The sequence below is a fragment of the Streptomyces sp. NPDC060031 genome, assembly GCF_042736805.1.
Classification (GTDB): Bacteria; Actinomycetota; Actinomycetes; order Streptomycetales; family Streptomycetaceae; genus Streptomyces.
On sequence record NZ_JBHWVM010000095.1, the window covers coordinates 1 to 16,237 of the forward strand.

Annotated in this window: 17 protein-coding genes and 1 pseudogene; 7 read left to right on the top strand and 11 right to left on the bottom strand. The window is 71.0% G+C overall.

What is annotated here, in order from left to right:
* Nucleotides 1-136: pseudogene (locus ACFWB8_RS30795) on the bottom strand (ISAs1 family transposase); the annotation flags it as partial.
* 347 nt (nucleotides 137-483) lie between these two features.
* Nucleotides 484-1,566 carry a DUF5954 family protein gene (locus tag ACFWB8_RS30800; RefSeq protein WP_385234367.1) on the bottom strand — a complete coding sequence of 361 codons (1,083 nt, stop codon included), beginning with the start codon at nucleotides 1,564-1,566 and terminating at the stop codon, nucleotides 484-486.
* A gap of 211 nt (nucleotides 1,567-1,777) precedes the next feature.
* Here ACFWB8_RS30800 and ACFWB8_RS30805 point away from each other — a divergent pair, with 211 nt between their 5' ends.
* A complete protein-coding gene (locus ACFWB8_RS30805; protein WP_385234370.1) occupies nucleotides 1,778-2,527 on the top strand; it encodes an SAM-dependent methyltransferase in 750 nt (249 codons plus the stop codon).
* Nucleotides 2,528-2,585: 58 nt separating this feature from the next.
* Here ACFWB8_RS30805 and ACFWB8_RS30810 read toward each other — a convergent pair whose 3' ends face one another.
* On the bottom strand, nucleotides 2,586-2,864 hold the full coding sequence (locus ACFWB8_RS30810) for a hypothetical protein (RefSeq protein WP_385234373.1): 279 nt from the start codon (nucleotides 2,862-2,864) through the stop codon (nucleotides 2,586-2,588).
* A gap of 877 nt (nucleotides 2,865-3,741) precedes the next feature.
* Between ACFWB8_RS30810 and ACFWB8_RS30815 the strand changes: the two genes are divergently transcribed.
* A complete protein-coding gene (locus ACFWB8_RS30815; RefSeq protein WP_385234376.1) occupies nucleotides 3,742-4,737 on the top strand; it encodes a hypothetical protein in 996 nt (331 codons plus the stop codon).
* A 278-nt stretch (nucleotides 4,738-5,015) separates the two neighbouring features.
* A complete protein-coding gene (locus tag ACFWB8_RS30820) occupies nucleotides 5,016-5,831 on the top strand; it encodes a hypothetical protein (protein ID WP_385234379.1) in 816 nt (271 codons plus the stop codon).
* 64 nt (nucleotides 5,832-5,895) lie between these two features.
* Here the strand turns inward: ACFWB8_RS30820 and ACFWB8_RS30825 are convergent, their stop codons facing one another.
* The 8 genes from ACFWB8_RS30825 to ACFWB8_RS30860 all read right to left on the bottom strand — a co-directional run bounded on the left by ACFWB8_RS30825 (nucleotide 5,896) and on the right by ACFWB8_RS30860 (nucleotide 12,815).
* Complete coding sequence (locus tag ACFWB8_RS30825) at nucleotides 5,896-7,107, bottom strand: enoyl-[acyl-carrier-protein] reductase FabV (protein ID WP_385234382.1); 1,212 nt, start codon at nucleotides 7,105-7,107, stop codon at nucleotides 5,896-5,898.
* Between the two features lie 121 nt (nucleotides 7,108-7,228).
* A complete protein-coding gene (locus tag ACFWB8_RS30830; protein WP_385234385.1) occupies nucleotides 7,229-7,369 on the bottom strand; it encodes a hypothetical protein in 141 nt (46 codons plus the stop codon).
* 206 nt (nucleotides 7,370-7,575) lie between these two features.
* Nucleotides 7,576-8,244 carry an FkbM family methyltransferase gene (locus tag ACFWB8_RS30835; protein WP_385234388.1) on the bottom strand — a complete coding sequence of 223 codons (669 nt, stop codon included), beginning with the start codon at nucleotides 8,242-8,244 and terminating at the stop codon, nucleotides 7,576-7,578.
* The gene (locus tag ACFWB8_RS30840) at nucleotides 8,241-9,665 is read right to left on the bottom strand and encodes a hypothetical protein (protein ID WP_385234391.1); all 1,425 of its coding nucleotides are present in this window, start codon (nucleotides 9,663-9,665) and stop codon (nucleotides 8,241-8,243) included. The genes ACFWB8_RS30835 and ACFWB8_RS30840 overlap by 4 nt, the downstream gene beginning before the upstream one ends.
* Entirely contained in the window at nucleotides 9,666-10,298 is a 633-nt protein-coding gene (locus ACFWB8_RS30845; protein WP_385234394.1) for a hypothetical protein, read from the bottom strand.
* A 128-nt stretch (nucleotides 10,299-10,426) separates the two neighbouring features.
* Entirely contained in the window at nucleotides 10,427-10,606 is a 180-nt protein-coding gene (locus tag ACFWB8_RS30850) for a hypothetical protein (RefSeq protein WP_385234398.1), read from the bottom strand.
* A gap of 89 nt (nucleotides 10,607-10,695) precedes the next feature.
* Entirely contained in the window at nucleotides 10,696-12,489 is a 1,794-nt protein-coding gene (locus tag ACFWB8_RS30855; RefSeq protein ID WP_385234402.1) for an isopeptide-forming domain-containing fimbrial protein, read from the bottom strand.
* A 161-nt stretch (nucleotides 12,490-12,650) separates the two neighbouring features.
* Nucleotides 12,651-12,815: a DUF5958 family protein gene (locus ACFWB8_RS30860; RefSeq protein WP_385234430.1), complete on the bottom strand. Its 165-nt coding sequence runs from the start codon at nucleotides 12,813-12,815 to the stop codon at nucleotides 12,651-12,653.
* Between the two features lie 149 nt (nucleotides 12,816-12,964).
* Here ACFWB8_RS30860 and ACFWB8_RS30865 point away from each other — a divergent pair, with 149 nt between their 5' ends.
* The 4 genes from ACFWB8_RS30865 to ACFWB8_RS30880 all read left to right on the top strand — a co-directional run bounded on the left by ACFWB8_RS30865 (nucleotide 12,965) and on the right by ACFWB8_RS30880 (nucleotide 16,234).
* Nucleotides 12,965-13,261, top strand: a complete 297-nt coding sequence (locus ACFWB8_RS30865; RefSeq protein ID WP_385234405.1) for a hypothetical protein — start codon at nucleotides 12,965-12,967, stop codon at nucleotides 13,259-13,261.
* Nucleotides 13,258-13,965, top strand: coding sequence for a restriction endonuclease (locus ACFWB8_RS30870; RefSeq protein ID WP_385234408.1), 708 nt, complete (start codon nucleotides 13,258-13,260; stop codon nucleotides 13,963-13,965). The genes ACFWB8_RS30865 and ACFWB8_RS30870 overlap by 4 nt, the downstream gene beginning before the upstream one ends.
* Nucleotides 13,966-14,070: 105 nt before the next feature.
* The gene (locus ACFWB8_RS30875; RefSeq protein ID WP_385234411.1) at nucleotides 14,071-14,724 is read left to right on the top strand and encodes a class I SAM-dependent methyltransferase; all 654 of its coding nucleotides are present in this window, start codon (nucleotides 14,071-14,073) and stop codon (nucleotides 14,722-14,724) included.
* 217 nt (nucleotides 14,725-14,941) lie between these two features.
* Nucleotides 14,942-16,234, top strand: a complete 1,293-nt coding sequence (locus tag ACFWB8_RS30880; RefSeq protein WP_385234415.1) for an MFS transporter — start codon at nucleotides 14,942-14,944, stop codon at nucleotides 16,232-16,234.
* Nucleotides 16,235-16,237: the final 3 nt, after the last annotated feature.

Sequence of the window (16,237 nt, forward strand, 5' to 3'; positions counted from 1 at the left end):
CCGGCCGCAGCCCGGTGAACGGGTCGAGGCCGAAGCCGAGGGCGTCCAGTACCTGTTGCGGGGCATCCGTGATCCATTCGCTGATCGCGATGAGCGAGCGGGCCCCGGTAAGCACCGCCGCGACCGTCGCGCACAACAGCGCGAGGACCGGATACCTCCGTCCCCGCCTGTCACGGGGATCGGCGACATGGATCAGGAATCGGCGCAGGTCAACGACGTCGTCCGGGACAAGGACGACAGCCTGGGAGCCCAGTTGTTCCAGCGCGGCGGGGATGGGCGATGATGTTCGGGCAGGCACGGTCTCGCTCGGTTCTCATGGGTCTCGACAACCACATGATCACCAGCACCGTGCCTGCTCTGCTGCCCGGGTTCCCTTACCGCACACCGGACATGACGTCACGTCACGCATGAACCCGGCGAACCGGACCAACCTCGACTACGCAATGCCCCTGCGACGGGTCCCCAGAGGCAAGGTGTCCCGGGTCAGTCTTCGGGCAGGACACGGCCGTCCTCGTCGAGTGCAGGGTGCATGCGCACGGGCTCTTGGGTGTTGGTGTCGGACGGACGCGGCCCCTCGGGTCCGTCGGGGCCCCAGCGCAACAGTCGGCGGGTGCGGACGATCTGGTACACGGTGCCTCGGAAGTCCAGCCGGTTGACGCGACCGGCCCGGAGCGCGTCGGAGGCTTCGGCATAGGCGATCAGCTCCGCAGCCCGCCGGTCGGCCGCCCCGGCTCCCGTCGCCCAGGTACGGGCGTCGGTGTGCGGGTCGGCGTCGTCGGGGATGCGGCCGTCCATCCGAGGCCACATCCACGTCAGGGCGAAGTCCAGCGACTTGCGGGCGGCGTGCGCGGTCACGTGCGGCCCGGTGACCGGCTTCCAGCTGCTCGCGCTCTTCTCCACGACCGTGAACGTCGGGGGCAACAACGTCACGTCCGGGTGGGTGACCAGCGCCCGGCGTGCGTCGGCGCGCACGTCCTCGGGGAACCGGTTGCCGCTGTAGCAAAGGCCGCGCAGCGCAAGCCGTTCGAGGGCTTGCGTCGGGGTGACCGGGGCGTCCGGGTCCAAGGCCAGGCCGTCATCGATCTCCGGGTCCTTCACGGCGCGGTCCCAGTTGGGGACGAGGGGCTCCGGATCGGTCGGGCGCGGCGCTTCCATGCCGTCCGGGCCCGCCCCCGCGTACTCCTCGGCGCGCACGATGCGGTACCGGGTCCCCGCCACGACGAGTTCGTCGACCCGCTCGCTCTCCAGCCGGGCCACCGCCGCCAGCAGCGCGTGCCGCTCCGCCCTGTCCCGCGCCTCGTCCTTCGCGCGGAACCACAGGTGTGAGTTCAGCCCGTCGCGGGCCACCTGCGGGCAGCCGTCCGTCACCGCGAGGACCACCCGCCACCGCGGCCCGTCCCCGGCGCCTTGCGCCGCCACCCCGAACAACGGGCCGCGCACCACCACATCGCCCGCCCGCGCCACGGCGTCGACCGCGTCGGCCTCCACCGCGGCTTCCACCGGCTCGACCGGCACCCGTACCACGATCGCCCGGGACCCGCCCGGCCCCACATCCCCACGGTCCATGCCTCCCATCCTGACGACCCTGGCGCTGCACCGCCCCGGATTCGCCGATTCCGCTGCCGCACGCGTCCCGCACGCAGCCCGGTCCCGAACATCCCGGCGGGACCCGAACGCGGCTGCACCCTCGCCCGCGGGCCGCACCGCCCGCCAACAGCCGCCAACAGCCGCCAATAATCGAGAGAGTGACCCGGCAGGCAGCAGGCAGGATGGCGCCATGGACCGTCACAAGATCAGCGCCATCGCCCACACCGACCACCCCATCGCCGCCCCGCTGGGCGACGACTCGGTACACGCGCTCCTCGAACGGGCCCTCCCGCCCGGCGACGCCCGGCTCCTCGACCTCGGTTGCGGATCAGGCACCTGGATGACGCGCGCCCAAGCCATGCGGCCCGACCTCCGCGCCGAAGGCGTCGACACCGACGCCGAAACCATCGCGGCCGCCCAGCGCGCCGTCGCCGACGCGGGCCTCGGTGACCGGATCGTCTTCCACGCCGAGGACGCCGCGGAGTTCACCTCCCCGCACCTCTACGACCTGGTCCTCAGCATCGGCGCCACACACGCCTTCGGCGGGCTGCTCCCCACCCTGGAAGCCGCCCGCAAGCACCTCGCCCCGGGCGGAAGCATCCTCCTCGGCGACTGCTTCTGGGAACGCGAACCCGGCCAGGCGGTCCTCGACGCCGGTTTCACCGCCGACGAATACGACGACCTGGCCACCACCGTCGACCGCGTCACGGCCGACGGCTGGACCCCCCTGTACGGTCACGTCAGCACCCTTCAGGAGTGGGACGCCTACGAGTGGTCCTGGACCGGAAACCTGTCCCGATGGGCCCTGGACCACCCCGAACACCCCGACAACGGCCAAGCCCTCAAGACGGCGGCCGAACACCGCGACGCCTGGCTCCACGGCTACCGGGGCACACTCGGATTCGTCACCCTGCTCCTGCGCTCGACGCCCCGGCCCTGAGCGCTGATCGACACCTTGCCGTGGGGCGTGGGCTCCGTGCCGACCCGCTCGGCCGGCATCAGGTCGCAGCGGGCCGGCTTCGCGCCGGTGACGACCTGGCGGAACGGGCCGATGGCGAACACGCCCCGGGCGAGGTCCACGCCGCCTTCGTCGCACAGCCGTTCCAGTACGCGCCGCAGCGCCGGCCGTCCTCCGGGATCCAGTGCCCGTCCGCCTCCGCGCCGACGACGTCCACCCAGCTGCTGGCCCGGCGGTAGACGTACGGATCGCGCGCGTCCGCATCGATGCCCTGGACCGTCAGGCCGTCGTAGGCGAGCGCGTTGCTGAAGGAGAACATCGGGTCGTCGCAGCGGCGAGCTGCTGCACCGACGCACGACCCGGCGCCCGTTCCTCCGCCTCCATGTTGTCGGACTGGCGCTCCACGGTCACCTGGGCGCCGCCGATGACACCGCCGGTGAGGAGGGCCGACTCGCAGCCCGGGTGACGGCAGGAACTGCACGGCCGCGGTGATGCCCGTGACGGCGCCACCGGAGTTGCCCGCATGCCCGCACGGGCGGTCCCCGGCGTGGTGGGCCCGGTCCGAGACGGTCACCACCGCGCCGGGCGCCGCGCCGGCCACCACGGCCTTCGGGCCCGCAGTCCAGTCGCTGGGTACCACGGTCGCGGCGGCGTCATCGGTCCGGAACAGCACCAGGACGGCGGCTCCCAACCGAACGGAGGTTTCAGCGGAAACCCAGGCCAGGGCGGACGTCGCGGGGAGTGGGGAGGCGGCGGTGCGCGGCGACGTGCGGCGAGGCGCGGCAACGTGTCGACCGGGAACGTCGGCCAGACCCGAGCCGGACATCGTTCCGGTGGCGGGGGAGGGGGGCGGACCAAGAGCATGCAGCTCGCATCCGCGCCGCCGGATTCGACGAAAGGGCCCCGGAGGTACCGCCCAAGCACTTAGAGTCCGGGGCCATCAACCTGATCCCGGCAGCTGCGGGGAATGGCCCCTCCCGGGCGGTGTCCTGCTCCCTGCGTGCGCCGGAATGTTCCTGCGTACTGGCTGGCCTACAGAGATCCCAACGTTCCGTGTACGCCTGCCGGGCCCACGACGCACCTTGTCAGAAAGACACCACGTGACCTATCCGCCGCCGAATCCGTACTCTCACCCACCCGTGCCCGCGCCTGCGCCCGCGCCTCTGCCCGTGCGTCGCTGGTGGCAGCACCCGGCCTTGATCATCACGCTGCTGGTGATCATCCCGCCCGCAGGTATCGCCCTCGCATGGACCAGCCCCTGGGGCAAGAGCAAGAAGATCGTCGCGACCGTGCTGGCAGGCCTGTGGTTTCTGACGCCCTTCCTGTCGGATCCCCCGAAGAAGACCACCGACGACGCCAAGCCCCAGCCCGTCGTCTCCCAGACTGCCGCCGCCGGGCCGACGCCCTCTGTATCTCCGAGCCCGACCGCAGCGCCCGACTACGTGGGCCAGATCCTCAAACAGGCGAAGACCGCAGCACGCGCCGCCGGGTACAACGCGACATCGCACGACGCCTCCCCGGGTGACGCGAGCCAGTTCGACGACGGCAATTGGCGCATCTGCTTCCAGACTCCCGCAGCCCAGCGGGCCGGGAACACGCCCACACTCGACTTCGCGGTGGTGCGCAACGAGTGGCCGTGCCCGGCCAAGGACGGGGAACCGATCCCGTACCCGAAGATGCCGAAAGTCGTCGGACTGACCTTCGTCAAGGCGGCCGAGACGCTCAAGCCGATCGCCCTCCGGAAGATCGAGCCGCGCAGCGCTTACACCGACGTCGGCCTTCCCCCTGCCGTGGACGACTGGACCGTCTGCTTCCAGGAGCCCGAAGAGGGCAAGGAGCTCCAGGCGCCGAAGACCACCACGGCGTACCTCAAGGTCACCGCGCCCGGCACCTCGTGCCCGCAGCAGCAGAACACCGAGCTGCACCCCGAACCGACACCGCCGCCGAGCACCGGCGATGACGACTCGGACGACAACGGCAGCTCGTCGACCTCGGGCGGTTCCTCGGCCTCGGGCGGTTCCTCGACCTCCGGCGGCGGTTCGTCGTCCTCGGGCGGCTCGAGTACGGGAGGCGGAAGCGCCGGCACCGTCACCCCGGGCGCGTTCTGCTCGACGCCCGGCTCGACCGGCGTCGGCAAGAACGGCCGCCTCTACACCTGCAAGGGCCCCTCCCCCGACCGCTGGCGCCCCTGACTCACGGCAGCCGCACACACCGCTCCGTGTGAACCTGTGAACCATCGCTCGCTCCGGAGCAGGCCGACGACGCCCGCCGACCGCTCACCCCGCCCTGCCGCCGAGCCTGCCCCGTCCACACCAAGGCTCCAGTACACGACTGTTGAGGGTGGTGGCCCCATTGTCCGAGGCGCGTGCGATCCTTCGATCCGGTGCCGACAGGGGGTCGGCACTCGACGGCGGGCAGCCCCCTCGTGGCGCCCGGAGCCGGAACAAGGTCAGTTTCAAAAGGGGTGGGGATGAAGTCGAACAGGATCATCGGGAGTGTCACCGCGGCCGTGTTCGTCGCGGCGGGTTCGGCCGGCTGTTCCGCGACGGCGGTGACGCAGAAGGCGGGCGAGTCGGCGCAGAACCTGGTGGCGGCCCTCTCGCGTGCGTCCGACGAGGCCTCGAAGGCCGGCTCGGCCGACATCAGCATGACGTTGACGACCCCGGACACGGGCGGGAAGCCCATGCAGATGAAGGGTCTCTACTCCTGGGGCAACGGCCTCGCGATGGAGACCGAGATGCCGGCCAAGGACCTCCAGATGGAGGACATGGTCGCGGACGGCACCATCACGATGCGGCTCGTGCAGGGCGCGTACTACTACGAGGTCGACCCGGCGCCCGACGGCCCGTTCCAGGGCAAGACCTGGCTGAAGGTCGAAGCCTCCGCCGTCATGGGCGAGAAGGGCGCGGCCAGCATGAACGGTGCCAACGCCGACCCGACTTCGGGTTTGAAGGGTCTCAAGTACGCGAAGGACGTCACCAAGGTCGCCACGGAGAACGTCAACGGCAAGAGCACGGTTCACTACCGTGCGTCGGTCCCCGCGGACAGGCTGGGCGCCGCCTCCGACATGTACAAGGGGCTGGGTATGACGGGCGAGGTCGTCACGGACGTCTGGGTCGACGACAAGGGGACCCCGGCCCGTATGAACCAGGTCATCGGCACGAGCACCATCAGCGTGGACTTCCTCTCCTTCGGGAGCCAGCGGTCGATCGACGTTCCGCCCGCCGCTGACACCGCAGACGTAACCGAGCGCTTCAAGCAGCAGGCGCAGGGCGGCTCAGCCTGACGGCGGGCCGAGGGCGAGGTGATCCCCCTGCGGATCTCCTCGCCGCCCCGTCACATCACGTGGCTCACGCGCCCGGCGCCGGTAGCGGCGCCGGCGCCGGCCAGGCGACCGTCGTCTGCGTGGGCCGCCCGTAGTCCACACCGTCGACACCCCACCCGTACAGCTCGCGGATCTGTCCCATGAACCAGTCCGCGCCGCCCAGCGCGCGCTCCAGGCCGGCTTCCGGATCCGCCCACAGCTTCCGCACCTGGTCCTGGACCTCGTCGTCGAGCTCCCAGCCGTCCAGCCGGATCCGGCCCTGCTCGTCGAGGACCAGCGGTGTCGCCCCCGTCAGTTGCTCCCACAGTTCCCCGGCCTGCTCGGCCGTCGTGCGGAAGCCGTCTCCGAGGACGGTCCGCAGGAACGCCGTGTACAGGGCGATCGACGGGATCGCGCTCGACGCCTGGGTGACGGCCGCGCCCGCGACCGCGGTGAACGCCCGGCCCGCCCCTCCCAGCTCGGCGTCCAGTTGCCCGGCGGTCCGCTCCAGGTCCTCCTTCGCCGCGCCGATCGTGCCCCGCCGGTAGATCGGTGCCGTCAGCTCCGAGCCGATGTATGTGAGCGCCACGGTCGTGAACCCCTCGGCCAGAAGGCCGCGCGCGGTCAGGGCCTCCACCCACAGCCGCCAGTCCGCGCCGCCCATCACCTGCTGCGTCGCGTACCGCTCCTCGTCGTCGGCTGGCTCCAGCGACACCTGTCCGACCTTCGGGGCGTCACCGGAGAAGTCCAGCGCCGGAGCCTCGTACGGGCCGCCGATCGGCTTGATCACGGAGTGGTGGACCGTGCCGGTCGCCGGGTCGGTGCGGCGAGGGGCCGCCAGGCTGTAGATCAGATGGTCGACCTTGCCGAAGCGTTCCTCCACCAGGGCCAGCACCTGCTCCTTGCCCGCCTCGGAGAACGCGTCGGTGTTGACGAACACGAAGTCGCGGCCGGCGTCCCGGGCCAGGGCGTCGGCGGCCGCGGTGCGGTACCAGCCCGCCGTGGCCGTGCGTCGCTCGGTCTCCGCTCCCTCGAAGGCGACACCGACACCCCGGATGCCGTGCCGGCGCAACCCCGTCAGCAGCGTGGCCAGCCCGTACCCGGCGCTGTGGCCAAGGAGCAACACGACCGGGCCGCTGCCGTCGGCGCGGGCCGGGATCTGCTCCCACATCCGGCGCACGGTCTCGGCGGCCCCGTCCGGGTGGGAGTTGACGATCAGGAAACCGCGTTGCTTCGGGTCGATCTGGCGAAGGCTCACAACAGTGCGTCCATTCTGGTCGGTACGAGCCCGGCGAGGAACGCGCGCACCTTCGAGACCGTTTTCAGGCGACCCGTTTCCTCGTCCGGGATGACGACGGCCAGGCGTTGTCCGAGACCGGTCACCGGCTGGGCCAAGGCCAGCCGTCGATACCGAACTCCCGCTCCACATGTCCGTCTTCGGGGATCGTATCGACGCCGTTGCCGACGGCTTGTGCCAGCTCGGCACGGAGAACATCCCCGGTCGTTGTCACCTTCGGCATTGACGACGCTCCTTCCCCCGGTGGATGTCGGCCCCGGTCTCGTACCAAGTCGCGGCGCCGGGTACGGGCACTGCCGGCCCGGCCGTCATGGCGCGCCCGCGCCCGGGACCTTCAACCCGAGCCGGCCCCAACTGCGCCCCGCCCGTGTGCAGATACCCCCCCGGTGACGTCCCGGGCCGCACGCGGCGTTCGCGGCTGGTCCCGCGCTATCCCGCCCGCCTCCACACGCTGCTTCGCCAGGGCGGGCGGTGCAGGACGTCGTGCCGGACGTAGCAGTCGTCGCAGCCGGCCTCGCGCACCCAGAGGTACCCGCGGTTTTCGAGGAATGTCCTGATGCGGGAGCGGGCCGGCAGCCAGTTGTGCTCGATCGTCAGCACGCGGAAGGAGTACTGGTCGAAGGGGAAGCTCAGCAGGATGGCCAGTTCCGATCCTTCGGTGTCAAGGCTCCAGTAGTCGATGACGGGGGGAGCCCCGCATTCGTCGAGGACCGAGCGGACTGTACGCGCGGTCCTGCGGACCGTGGGGAGCCTGCTGTCGTCGGCGACCTGCAGAAAGCCCTTGGCGGACCGCAGGAGGGAGGGATCGTATTCGTGGAGGATCCCCCCGATGGTGCCGGCCGCCTCCAAGAAGTCGACGCCGCCTTCTCGGTCGTAGAGGCAGCAGTTCAGGCAGATGCACCGGCGGTTCTCCACGAGCCGCTCATAGAACCCTTCGTTCGGCTCGACGCAGATGCCCGACCAGCCGAAGGACTGTTCGAGCAGGCGGGTATTGCTCGCCTGCACACCGTCTGATGCCCCGGAGTCGAGGAAGAAGCCGTCGCGCATTCCTCCGAGTACGTCGACGACGAATTCGTCCTGGCTGTACTGGGATGTCACAACCTGTTTCCCCGAAGGCGGCCGAAGGACGCGGAGCGCCAGGCGGCGGACGCGTTTTCCGGGGAAGCGGGCGGTGAGAGTTGCCGATGGTGGGTGTCGTCCTCCCTCTCGCCGTAGAGCATCGTGATGTTGATGCGCCGGTTCTCGTACCCCGGGCGGAACGACAGGCCATCCGTGCCGTGGAACAGGTCCGAGTTGAAGAGAATGGCCCGGTTCTGGCGGTACGGAATCTTGAAGGACTTCGCGTGCTGCTGTCGCAGATAGGGCTCGATGATGTCGGCGCGGTTGTTGTACGTGGCGAAGTCCCAGTCGAGGGGGGCGTCGACGCCGTAGACGACGAGGCCTCCCGTCCCCTCGTCCATATTGGCGTCGGTCGGAGTGATCCAGAAGTTGAGGTTGACGGCGGCGAAGTCCGCGTGCGTGTTGGAATCCGCCGGAAAGCTTCTCTGGTTCTTGAACGCCCACAGCTGGCGCAGCGGATAGCGCTCGCCGATCACCCGGGGCAAGGCGTCCCGGACCTCTTCGGCGATCTGAAGGAGCAGCGGGCAGTTGAAACCGTCCCGGAAGAAGGCACCGAGCCGTCCGTGCGCGTAACGGTTTCCCAGCCAGACGGTCGATTCCAGGCAGAAGTGCTGCAGGTTCTCGAGCGCCTCGGGGGCCAGGAAGTCGTCGATGACCACGACGCCCGGCGGCTGATCGAGATATTGGTTCTCCACCTCCCGGGGCTTCCACGCGTCGGACAGGGCACGCCGCACGCGGGGAGTGTCCCGCACATGGACGAGTCGGCCGTAGACGCTCTCGATGGCCCGCCCGGCAGCGGCATCGATCGGCGTTCGCCCATGCGCGGCGGCCGACTCCGACTCCGGCATCGCATCCGACCCAGATCCAGACTCCGACTCGAGGCGGGAAACCGTCTCCTGGTAGGAGCCGATGATGTCGGTGAACTCCTCACCGAGGACGCCGCGCCGTTGCAGGTATCGGAACTGCTCGATGTCGTGGCGCAGCTTCGGGACCGTCAGGCGGATCTCCGCAGGGCCCGGAAGGGGCGGCGGGGCGGACCGGGGGTACCAGGCGCTGCCCAGGCGGACCGCCGCATGGATGCGCGCGTACTCGCCGGCGACCGGCAGGTCATGGGCCAGCAGGGCGAGCCAGGACTGGTGCTCCAGCCAGGCGAGGTCTTCGGCATCGTACGCAGCCTCGACTCGCCACAGGGAGACGCACTCGTCACTTCGGCCGAGCCGTGCGAGGGACGTCGTGAGATCCCGGCGCGCGACGCGCAGGCGGGGGTCGGCGCGCAGCGCTTCCCGAAAGCAGGTGACCGCTCCCTCGTGATCACTCTGCTCTTGACGCGTACGGCCGAGGTCGTGCACGTGTTCGGCGCCGCGCGGGAGGCTTGCGACCGGAGCGTAGATGTCCTCCACCTACTGGCCCCCGACGCTTTCCAGCACCCCTCGGTCGCGTAGCCGGACGGAGTACTCGACGAGAGCCTCCAGAGCCGGAACGTAATGGCCGGCGAACACACTGAGTGTGGTGCTCACTTGCGTGCCGCTGACCTCGGTGCCGAACTGGGTGCCGGTGCTCATCTCCGTACCGGACGCCCGCTCGTCATGGAAGAGCCCGCAGTCGTTGATGATCGGTACCAGGGACTCATCGACAGCGGCGGAGAAGTCTTCCCCTTCGAGGGAGAACCTCAGAAGCGCGAGAACGACGTGAACCGACTTCTTCTCGGCCACCGCGCGGCCGAGGTCCGCCATGAACCGGTCCCGGGAAACGGGGCTGTCACGGTGCGCCATGGCGTAGCTCCGCAGCCACCGCAGTGCTTCCGGGTCGGATGCCACCGAATAGACCAGCTGGTTGACGACCGAGGCTCGCTGGGGCGAGAGCCTGTGGCCGCCGACGTACTCGCACAGGATCTGCGCCGGGTCGGTGACGAACTGCTCCCGGAGCAGAGGGTCCGCGGACATCGCCCTGAACAAGGCGTGAACCCGTCGGCCGATCCCGACTGTTCGCAGTGATGGAGGGGCTGGCCTCTTGTGCTCTTCGCCGACAGTCACGCGTGTGCCCTTCTGTCCCGGGGGAGATGCCTGCCCTCCACGCCTAGCACACTGGCATATTACATTTCGGGAAATATCCTGATGACGCGCACACGGGCACCTGCGTACGCGCCAAAGGGGCAACGGGATCACGGACGACGGGTGCAGGCGATCAAATCCGCCGACCCGGGCACGGGCGCCGGGATGCCGTCGCTCGCGAGGCCGGAAAGCGCCGCGAGGCTTCTACGGACCTGGGGCAGGGGGACGTCGGTGATCTCCTCCACCGCGTACGTGCCGGCGGCCGTGTCCAGGCACCAGTTCCGGTTCATCAGGCCATGGGCGAGGAACTGCCGGCCCCGCCCGTGCGCTGCGGAAGCGGACGGGGGTGCTCCCGGCACCGGGAGCACCCCCGTCGGGGTCACGGGCAGCCGGGGCCCGTGCCGGGGTTGGTGCAGATGTCGGTGCCGGGGCCGCCGTTGTTGGTGTTCGTGCCCGGGCCGCCGTCGAGGGAGTCGTTGCCTGGCTCACCGAACAGGGAGTCGTTGCCGTCTCCGCCCGTCAGGGTGTCGTTGCCCGGGGAGCCGTGGAGGATGTCGTTGCCCGCGTCGCCGGCGATCCGGTCGTTGCCGGGGCCGCCGGTGAGCGAGTCCGTGCCACCGCCGCCGCAGATGAGGTCGTCGCCGGCGGCGCCGTCGACGGTGTCGTTGCCCCCGCGGGCCAGGATGACGTCGCGCCTGGGCGTGCCGGTGATCTGGTCGTTGCCGGCGGTGCCGGTGATCGTCGGCTGCTCGCCGAAGCACGTGGTCGCCTCGACGGTGGTGGTCTCCGATGCGAGGTCGTTCGCCGGGACGGGGTCCGAGACGGCGCCGGCAACCGCTGCCGTGTCGGTGTGGGTTCCGGCGGTCGTGGCCGTCGTGGTGATGGTCCGCGCGGCGCTGCTCCCGGCGGTGAGCGTGCCGATCTCACATGTGATGACGTCCGGAGTGGAACCGGCCGCGGTGCATCCCGCGGACGCCGAGGCGAACTGGAGTCCGGCGGGCAGGGTGTCCTTGAGGACGACCCCCTCGGCGGTCTGCGGGCCGTTGTTGGTCGCGGTGAGCGTGTACGTCACGCTCTGCCCCACGTCGACGGGGTCCGATCCCGCGTCGGACTTCGTGACGCCGAGGTCGGCATCGGTGAGGTCGAGACGCCCGATGTAGTTCGCGGTCTCGGCGAACCAGATGTCGTTGTCCGGACCCTTGGTGATGCCCCAGGGGCCGCGCTCCGAGGAGGGCAGGGGGAACTCTGCGATCACACCGGCCGTGCTGATCCGCCCGATCTTCCCGCTGTTGCGCTCGGTGAACCACAGGCTGTCGTCCGGCCCGGCGGTGATGTCCTGGGGCTGGGGCGCGAGGCCGTCCGACGGTACGTCGTACTGGGTGATCGCGCCGGACGGGGTGATCCGGCCGATCCGGTTGCCGCCGAACACGGTGAACCAGAGGTTCCCGTCGGGGCCGGCGGTGATGTCGGTCGGGCCGCCGCCGTCGGGGACCGGGAACTCGGTGACGACGCCGGACGGGGTGATGCGGCCGATGAGGTTGGCGCCGATTTCGGTGAACCACAGGTTCCCGTCCGGCCCGGTGGTGATGTAGGACGGCTGGCCGGAGCCGGCGGGCAGGGGGTACTCGGTGAGGGCTCCGGTGGTGGTGATGCGGGCGATCCGGTTGCCGTTCTGTTCGGTGAACCACATGGCCCCGTCAGGGCCGGCGGTGATGCCGGTGGGCTCGACGAACTGGTCGGGGAGGGGGTACTCGGTGACCGTGCCGTTCGTGTCGATCTTCCCGACCCTGGAGTCGAAGTGCTGCATGGTGAACCAGACGTTCCCGTCCGGGCCGGTGGTGATGTCGTGCGGGGTGCTGAACTCGCCGGGCAGGGGGTACTCGGCGATGAAGGTGCCCGTCGGGCTGATCCGGCCGATCTTGTTGCCGACGGCCTCGGTGAACCACAGGTTGCCGTCCGGCCCTGTCGTGATGCCGACCGGAGTGCTGGCCGGAGTGGGGACGGCGTACTCGAAGATGCCGACGGCGGCCTGGGCCGCCGGGGCTCCGGCGGCCAGGGGCAGAGCGGTAGCCATCAGGGTGCCGGCGAGCAGCGCCTTCAGACGGCGCCCCCAACGGGATTTCGGACGCGGGGGCATCCCGGGCGCCGGCGCGCTGCGGGTGGTGGTTGGCATGGGGCGAGCACCTTTCGGTCGCGGTGGAACGCGCCAGTCCTACCAAGCCCCCAACGTTTCTTCAGATGCGTCGGCACCCGGGGCGCGCCGGATGTCCACTCACCTTCCACCCGATCGGAGCAGCGGCTGAGCGGCTCGGTCCGCGCAGGGCGGCTTCGACTTCACGAGATCCCGTCCGCGAGGCCGATGATCTTCCCCAGTTGCTGGTTGATCCGGCCGCGTGTGATCAGAACCGCGGGCGTATGCGTGGGGCGCGGCCCGGCACGGCGGATGCTCTCTGGTCCGTCCTCGGCGACCGCGCGTGCCTGGATGCAGTGATGGCGCAGGAACCGGACCCGCCGCGGGTGCGCGCCGCTGCGTCAAGGGTGATCACGAATGGTGAGCGAACGCTGACGCCATGTCAGTGCCGGATGCTTTCATGGGTCTGTTGCGCAGGGAGGCGCACGCGACCACTGAGGGGGATACCGCTGTGCCCGTGATCCAGAAGTACGTGAAGTCCGACGGCACCGTGGTCAGAAGCCATTTCCGTCTCCCGGCGGGTGCCCGCCGGGAGACGGCCCTGCTGGGCCTGTTCGTGGCCGGGGCCTGGGTTTTGGGCCACGGCACCACGACCGCGGGTACGGGCACGGAAGCGGAGCCGGGGCAGTTGCCCCGGCCCAAGTCGAGCGTCGTCTATCCGATCCAGCGGCCCGGGTGGGACAAGGTGGTGCCCCCGCCGGCCCCGACCGTGTCGTACCCGATCAAGTTCCCGGCCTCGGGGGGCGGCCGGTGAGCCGCCGGCCACCCGCTCGCCGACGGCCGGGCCCGGGCCGTCGGCCCCGACGGCGCAAGAGCGCCGGTTCCGAGGCGCTGTGGACTCTCGCGGTGGCCGCGGTCGCGGTGGTGAGCCTCGTCCTGGCCCTGCTGCGGTGGTTGGCGGCGCATCCCTGGGTCGTGGTGCTCGGCCTCCTGGCGGCCGCCGGCGCGGGCGGCGCCTGGGCCTGGCGGCGGAAGGAGGCGGCGCAGTGGGAGCGGGTCCGCGCCCAGGGCCTGCGGTACGCGGTCGAGCAGCTCGACCTCCTGCACCACCGGCAGTTCGAGTTCGCCGTACGGGACCTGATGCACCGCGACGGCTGCGCGGACGCACAGCAGGTCGGAGGGCGCGGCGACAACGGGGCCGACGTGAAGGCGACCGATCCGTACGGGCGGCGATGGGTGATCCAGTGCAAGCACCGCAAGGACGGCTGGTCGGGGAAGCCGGTCGGCACCCCTGATCTGCAGGTTCTCAACGGCACCGGACGGCAGATCCACGGCGGTGACGTCCTGGTCATGCTCACCAACGGCCGCATCACGAGCAACGCGGCCGACTTCGCCACGTCGCAGCGTCTGCACCTGGTGGACCGCAAGGTCCTCGCCCAGTGGGCCGGCGGATCCCGCCCCCTGTGGGAGCTGCTGCGGGCGGTTCCCCCGCCCCGACGGCCACACCCGTTGTCCTGAACTCGAGGCCGGCCGTCACCCGGCGGCCGGCACCCGGCGGCCGGCACCCGGCGGCCGCCACGGGAATCCGGACTCGACCCGGTGCGAGATGCCAAAATCGCCGCCATGACGAACCCCGCCGCCATCGCCGCCTACTGGAACGACGCCGCCCCCGATTTCGACGAAGAGCCCGACCACGGCCTGCGCGACGAAGTCACCCGCAGCGCCTGGCAGGAGCGCTTGTTCTCCTGGGCGCCGACCGCCCCGACGGACGTGCTGGACGTCGGCTGCGGCACCGGCTCGCTCTCCCTGCTCCTGGCCGCGTCCGGACATCGCGTCACCGGGGTGGACCTGGCGCCGCGGATGGTCGACCAGGCCCGCGCCAAGCTGACGGCCGCCGGTCTCCAGGCCCGGTTCCTCGTGGGCGACGCTGTCGTGCCGCCCACCGGTGACGAGCAGTTCGGCCTCCTGGTCTCCCGCCACCTGTTGTGGACGCTGCCCGATCCGCAGGCCGCGCTGCGCGAGTGGCTCGTACGTATCCGCCCGGGCGGCACGCTCGTCCTGGTCGAGGGCCGGTGGCTCGAGTCCGGACAGGCCGCAGTCCCCTACGTCGCGGGGGCCGAGGCCCTGCCCTGGCACGGCGGCATCGGCGCCGAGGAACTGACAGCCGTCGTACGCCCGCTCGTCAACGACCTGCGGACCGAGGACCTCAGCAGCAGCCCCGACCTGTGGGGCAGGCCGGTGACCGACGAACGCTACGCACTCATCGCTCAGATCTGATCGTGCGACACCTGGACAGCGGCCTCGACGAGGCCGTGGCCGTACTCCTCGACCGCGCGCACCCCCCTAAGTATCTTGACGTCAAGATTATTCTGGGGCAGGCTTCGGCAGGTATCTCGATATCGAGATACCTGGGGACGAAGGAATCGGGGCGGGTATGCGGCGGGGCACGGGGGACCGGAAGACACGGCGGGGGGAAGGCGGTCTGATAGCGCAGTTGCGCCGCCCGCCGGGCGGCCGCGATGCGCGGATCATGCTGCTCGCCCAGACCCTGGACCGCGCCGGCACGGGCCTGTGGGCCGCGTCCTCCGTCCTCTTCTTCACCTTCGTGGTCGGACTCGACGCCGGGCAGCTGGGCCTGCTGCTCGGCGCGGCCGGAATCGCGGGCATCGCCGGATCACCGCTGGCGGGCCACCTGGCCGGCCGCTTCCCGGTGCGCTCGCTGCTGATCGGCTGTCACCTGCTCCGCCTCGGGGCCCTGTGCGCGCTGCTGGTGGTCACCAGCTTCGAGGTGCTGCTGCCCGTGGTAGCCGTCACCTACCTGGGCGACCGGGCGGCCAAGACGCTGGAGATGCTCTTCGCCACACGGGTGGCCGGCGAGCGGCGCTCCACCTACCAGGCGCTGTCGCGCAGCTCGGCGAACGCCGGATACGCCGTCGGCGCGGGCCTGGCCGCCATCGGCCTCGCCGTCGGCACCCGGGGCGCCTACGACGTGCTGATCCTGGCCAACGCGCTGTCCTTCCTCGTCGCCGCGGCGCTGGTGTGGCGCACCCGGGAGCCGGGCGGGCACGGACTCGTGGCCGCCGCGCGGCCCGGTGGCGCGCCCCCGGAGGTGTCGGCCGGGTCCGGCGGGGCGGCCGCCGCCGCGGCCGCCCCGAGTCCCTGGCGGGACCGCGGCTACCTCCGGTTCGTCCTGCTGGACATTCCGATGTGCCTGGACGGCTCGATCCTCGACGTCGGCCTGCCGCTGTGGCTGGTGAACCACACGACGGCGCCGCACGCCCTGATCCCGGCCTTCCTGGTGATCAACACCGTGCTCGTCGTGGTCCTGCAACTGCGCGTGTCGGCGCAGGTCGAGCGACCCCGCCAGGCGGCCGCGGCGGTCGCCGTGTACGGGCTGGCGATGCTCGCGTGCTGCACGCTCCTGGCCACCGCCACCGGGGGCGGCGTGTGGACCACCTCGGCGGCCCTCCTCGCCGCGGCGATGCTGGTCACCTTCGCCGAGCTGATGCGCTCGGTGAGCTCGTGGGAACTGGCGGTCTCCCTCGCACCCCGGCAGGCGCGGGCCTCGTACCTGGGCGTGGCCGGCATGTCCCAGTCCGTGCAGAAGTCCGTCGGCCCCCTGCTGCTGACCGGCGCCGTGATGACCGCGGGCCCGGCCGGCTGGCTGGCCCTCGGCGCCGCGGTGGCCGGTCTGTCCCTCGTCCAACGCCGCTTCAGCCTGCGGCGGTTGGACACCCTGCACACCGCGCCCGCCGACGGGGAGGTGCCCGTGCGGGCCCGCTCGTGACGG

Excerpts from the sequence above, each read along its gene's own strand:
- ACFWB8_RS30800 (WP_385234367.1), bottom strand. The coding sequence starts at position 1,566 with ATGGACCGTGGGGATGTGGGGCCGGGCGGGTCCCGGGCGATCGTGGTA.
- ACFWB8_RS30805 (WP_385234370.1), top strand. The coding sequence starts at position 1,778 with ATGGACCGTCACAAGATCAGCGCCATCGCCCACACCGACCACCCCATC.
- ACFWB8_RS30810 (WP_385234373.1), bottom strand. The coding sequence starts at position 2,864 with ATGTTCTCCTTCAGCAACGCGCTCGCCTACGACGGCCTGACGGTCCAG.
- ACFWB8_RS30820 (WP_385234379.1), top strand. The coding sequence starts at position 5,016 with ATGAAGTCGAACAGGATCATCGGGAGTGTCACCGCGGCCGTGTTCGTC.
- ACFWB8_RS30830 (WP_385234385.1), bottom strand. The coding sequence starts at position 7,369 with ATGCCGAAGGTGACAACGACCGGGGATGTTCTCCGTGCCGAGCTGGCA.
- ACFWB8_RS30850 (WP_385234398.1), bottom strand. The coding sequence starts at position 10,606 with ATGAACCGGAACTGGTGCCTGGACACGGCCGCCGGCACGTACGCGGTG.
- ACFWB8_RS30855 (WP_385234402.1), bottom strand. The coding sequence starts at position 12,489 with ATGCCAACCACCACCCGCAGCGCGCCGGCGCCCGGGATGCCCCCGCGT.
- ACFWB8_RS30875 (WP_385234411.1), top strand. The coding sequence starts at position 14,071 with ATGACGAACCCCGCCGCCATCGCCGCCTACTGGAACGACGCCGCCCCC.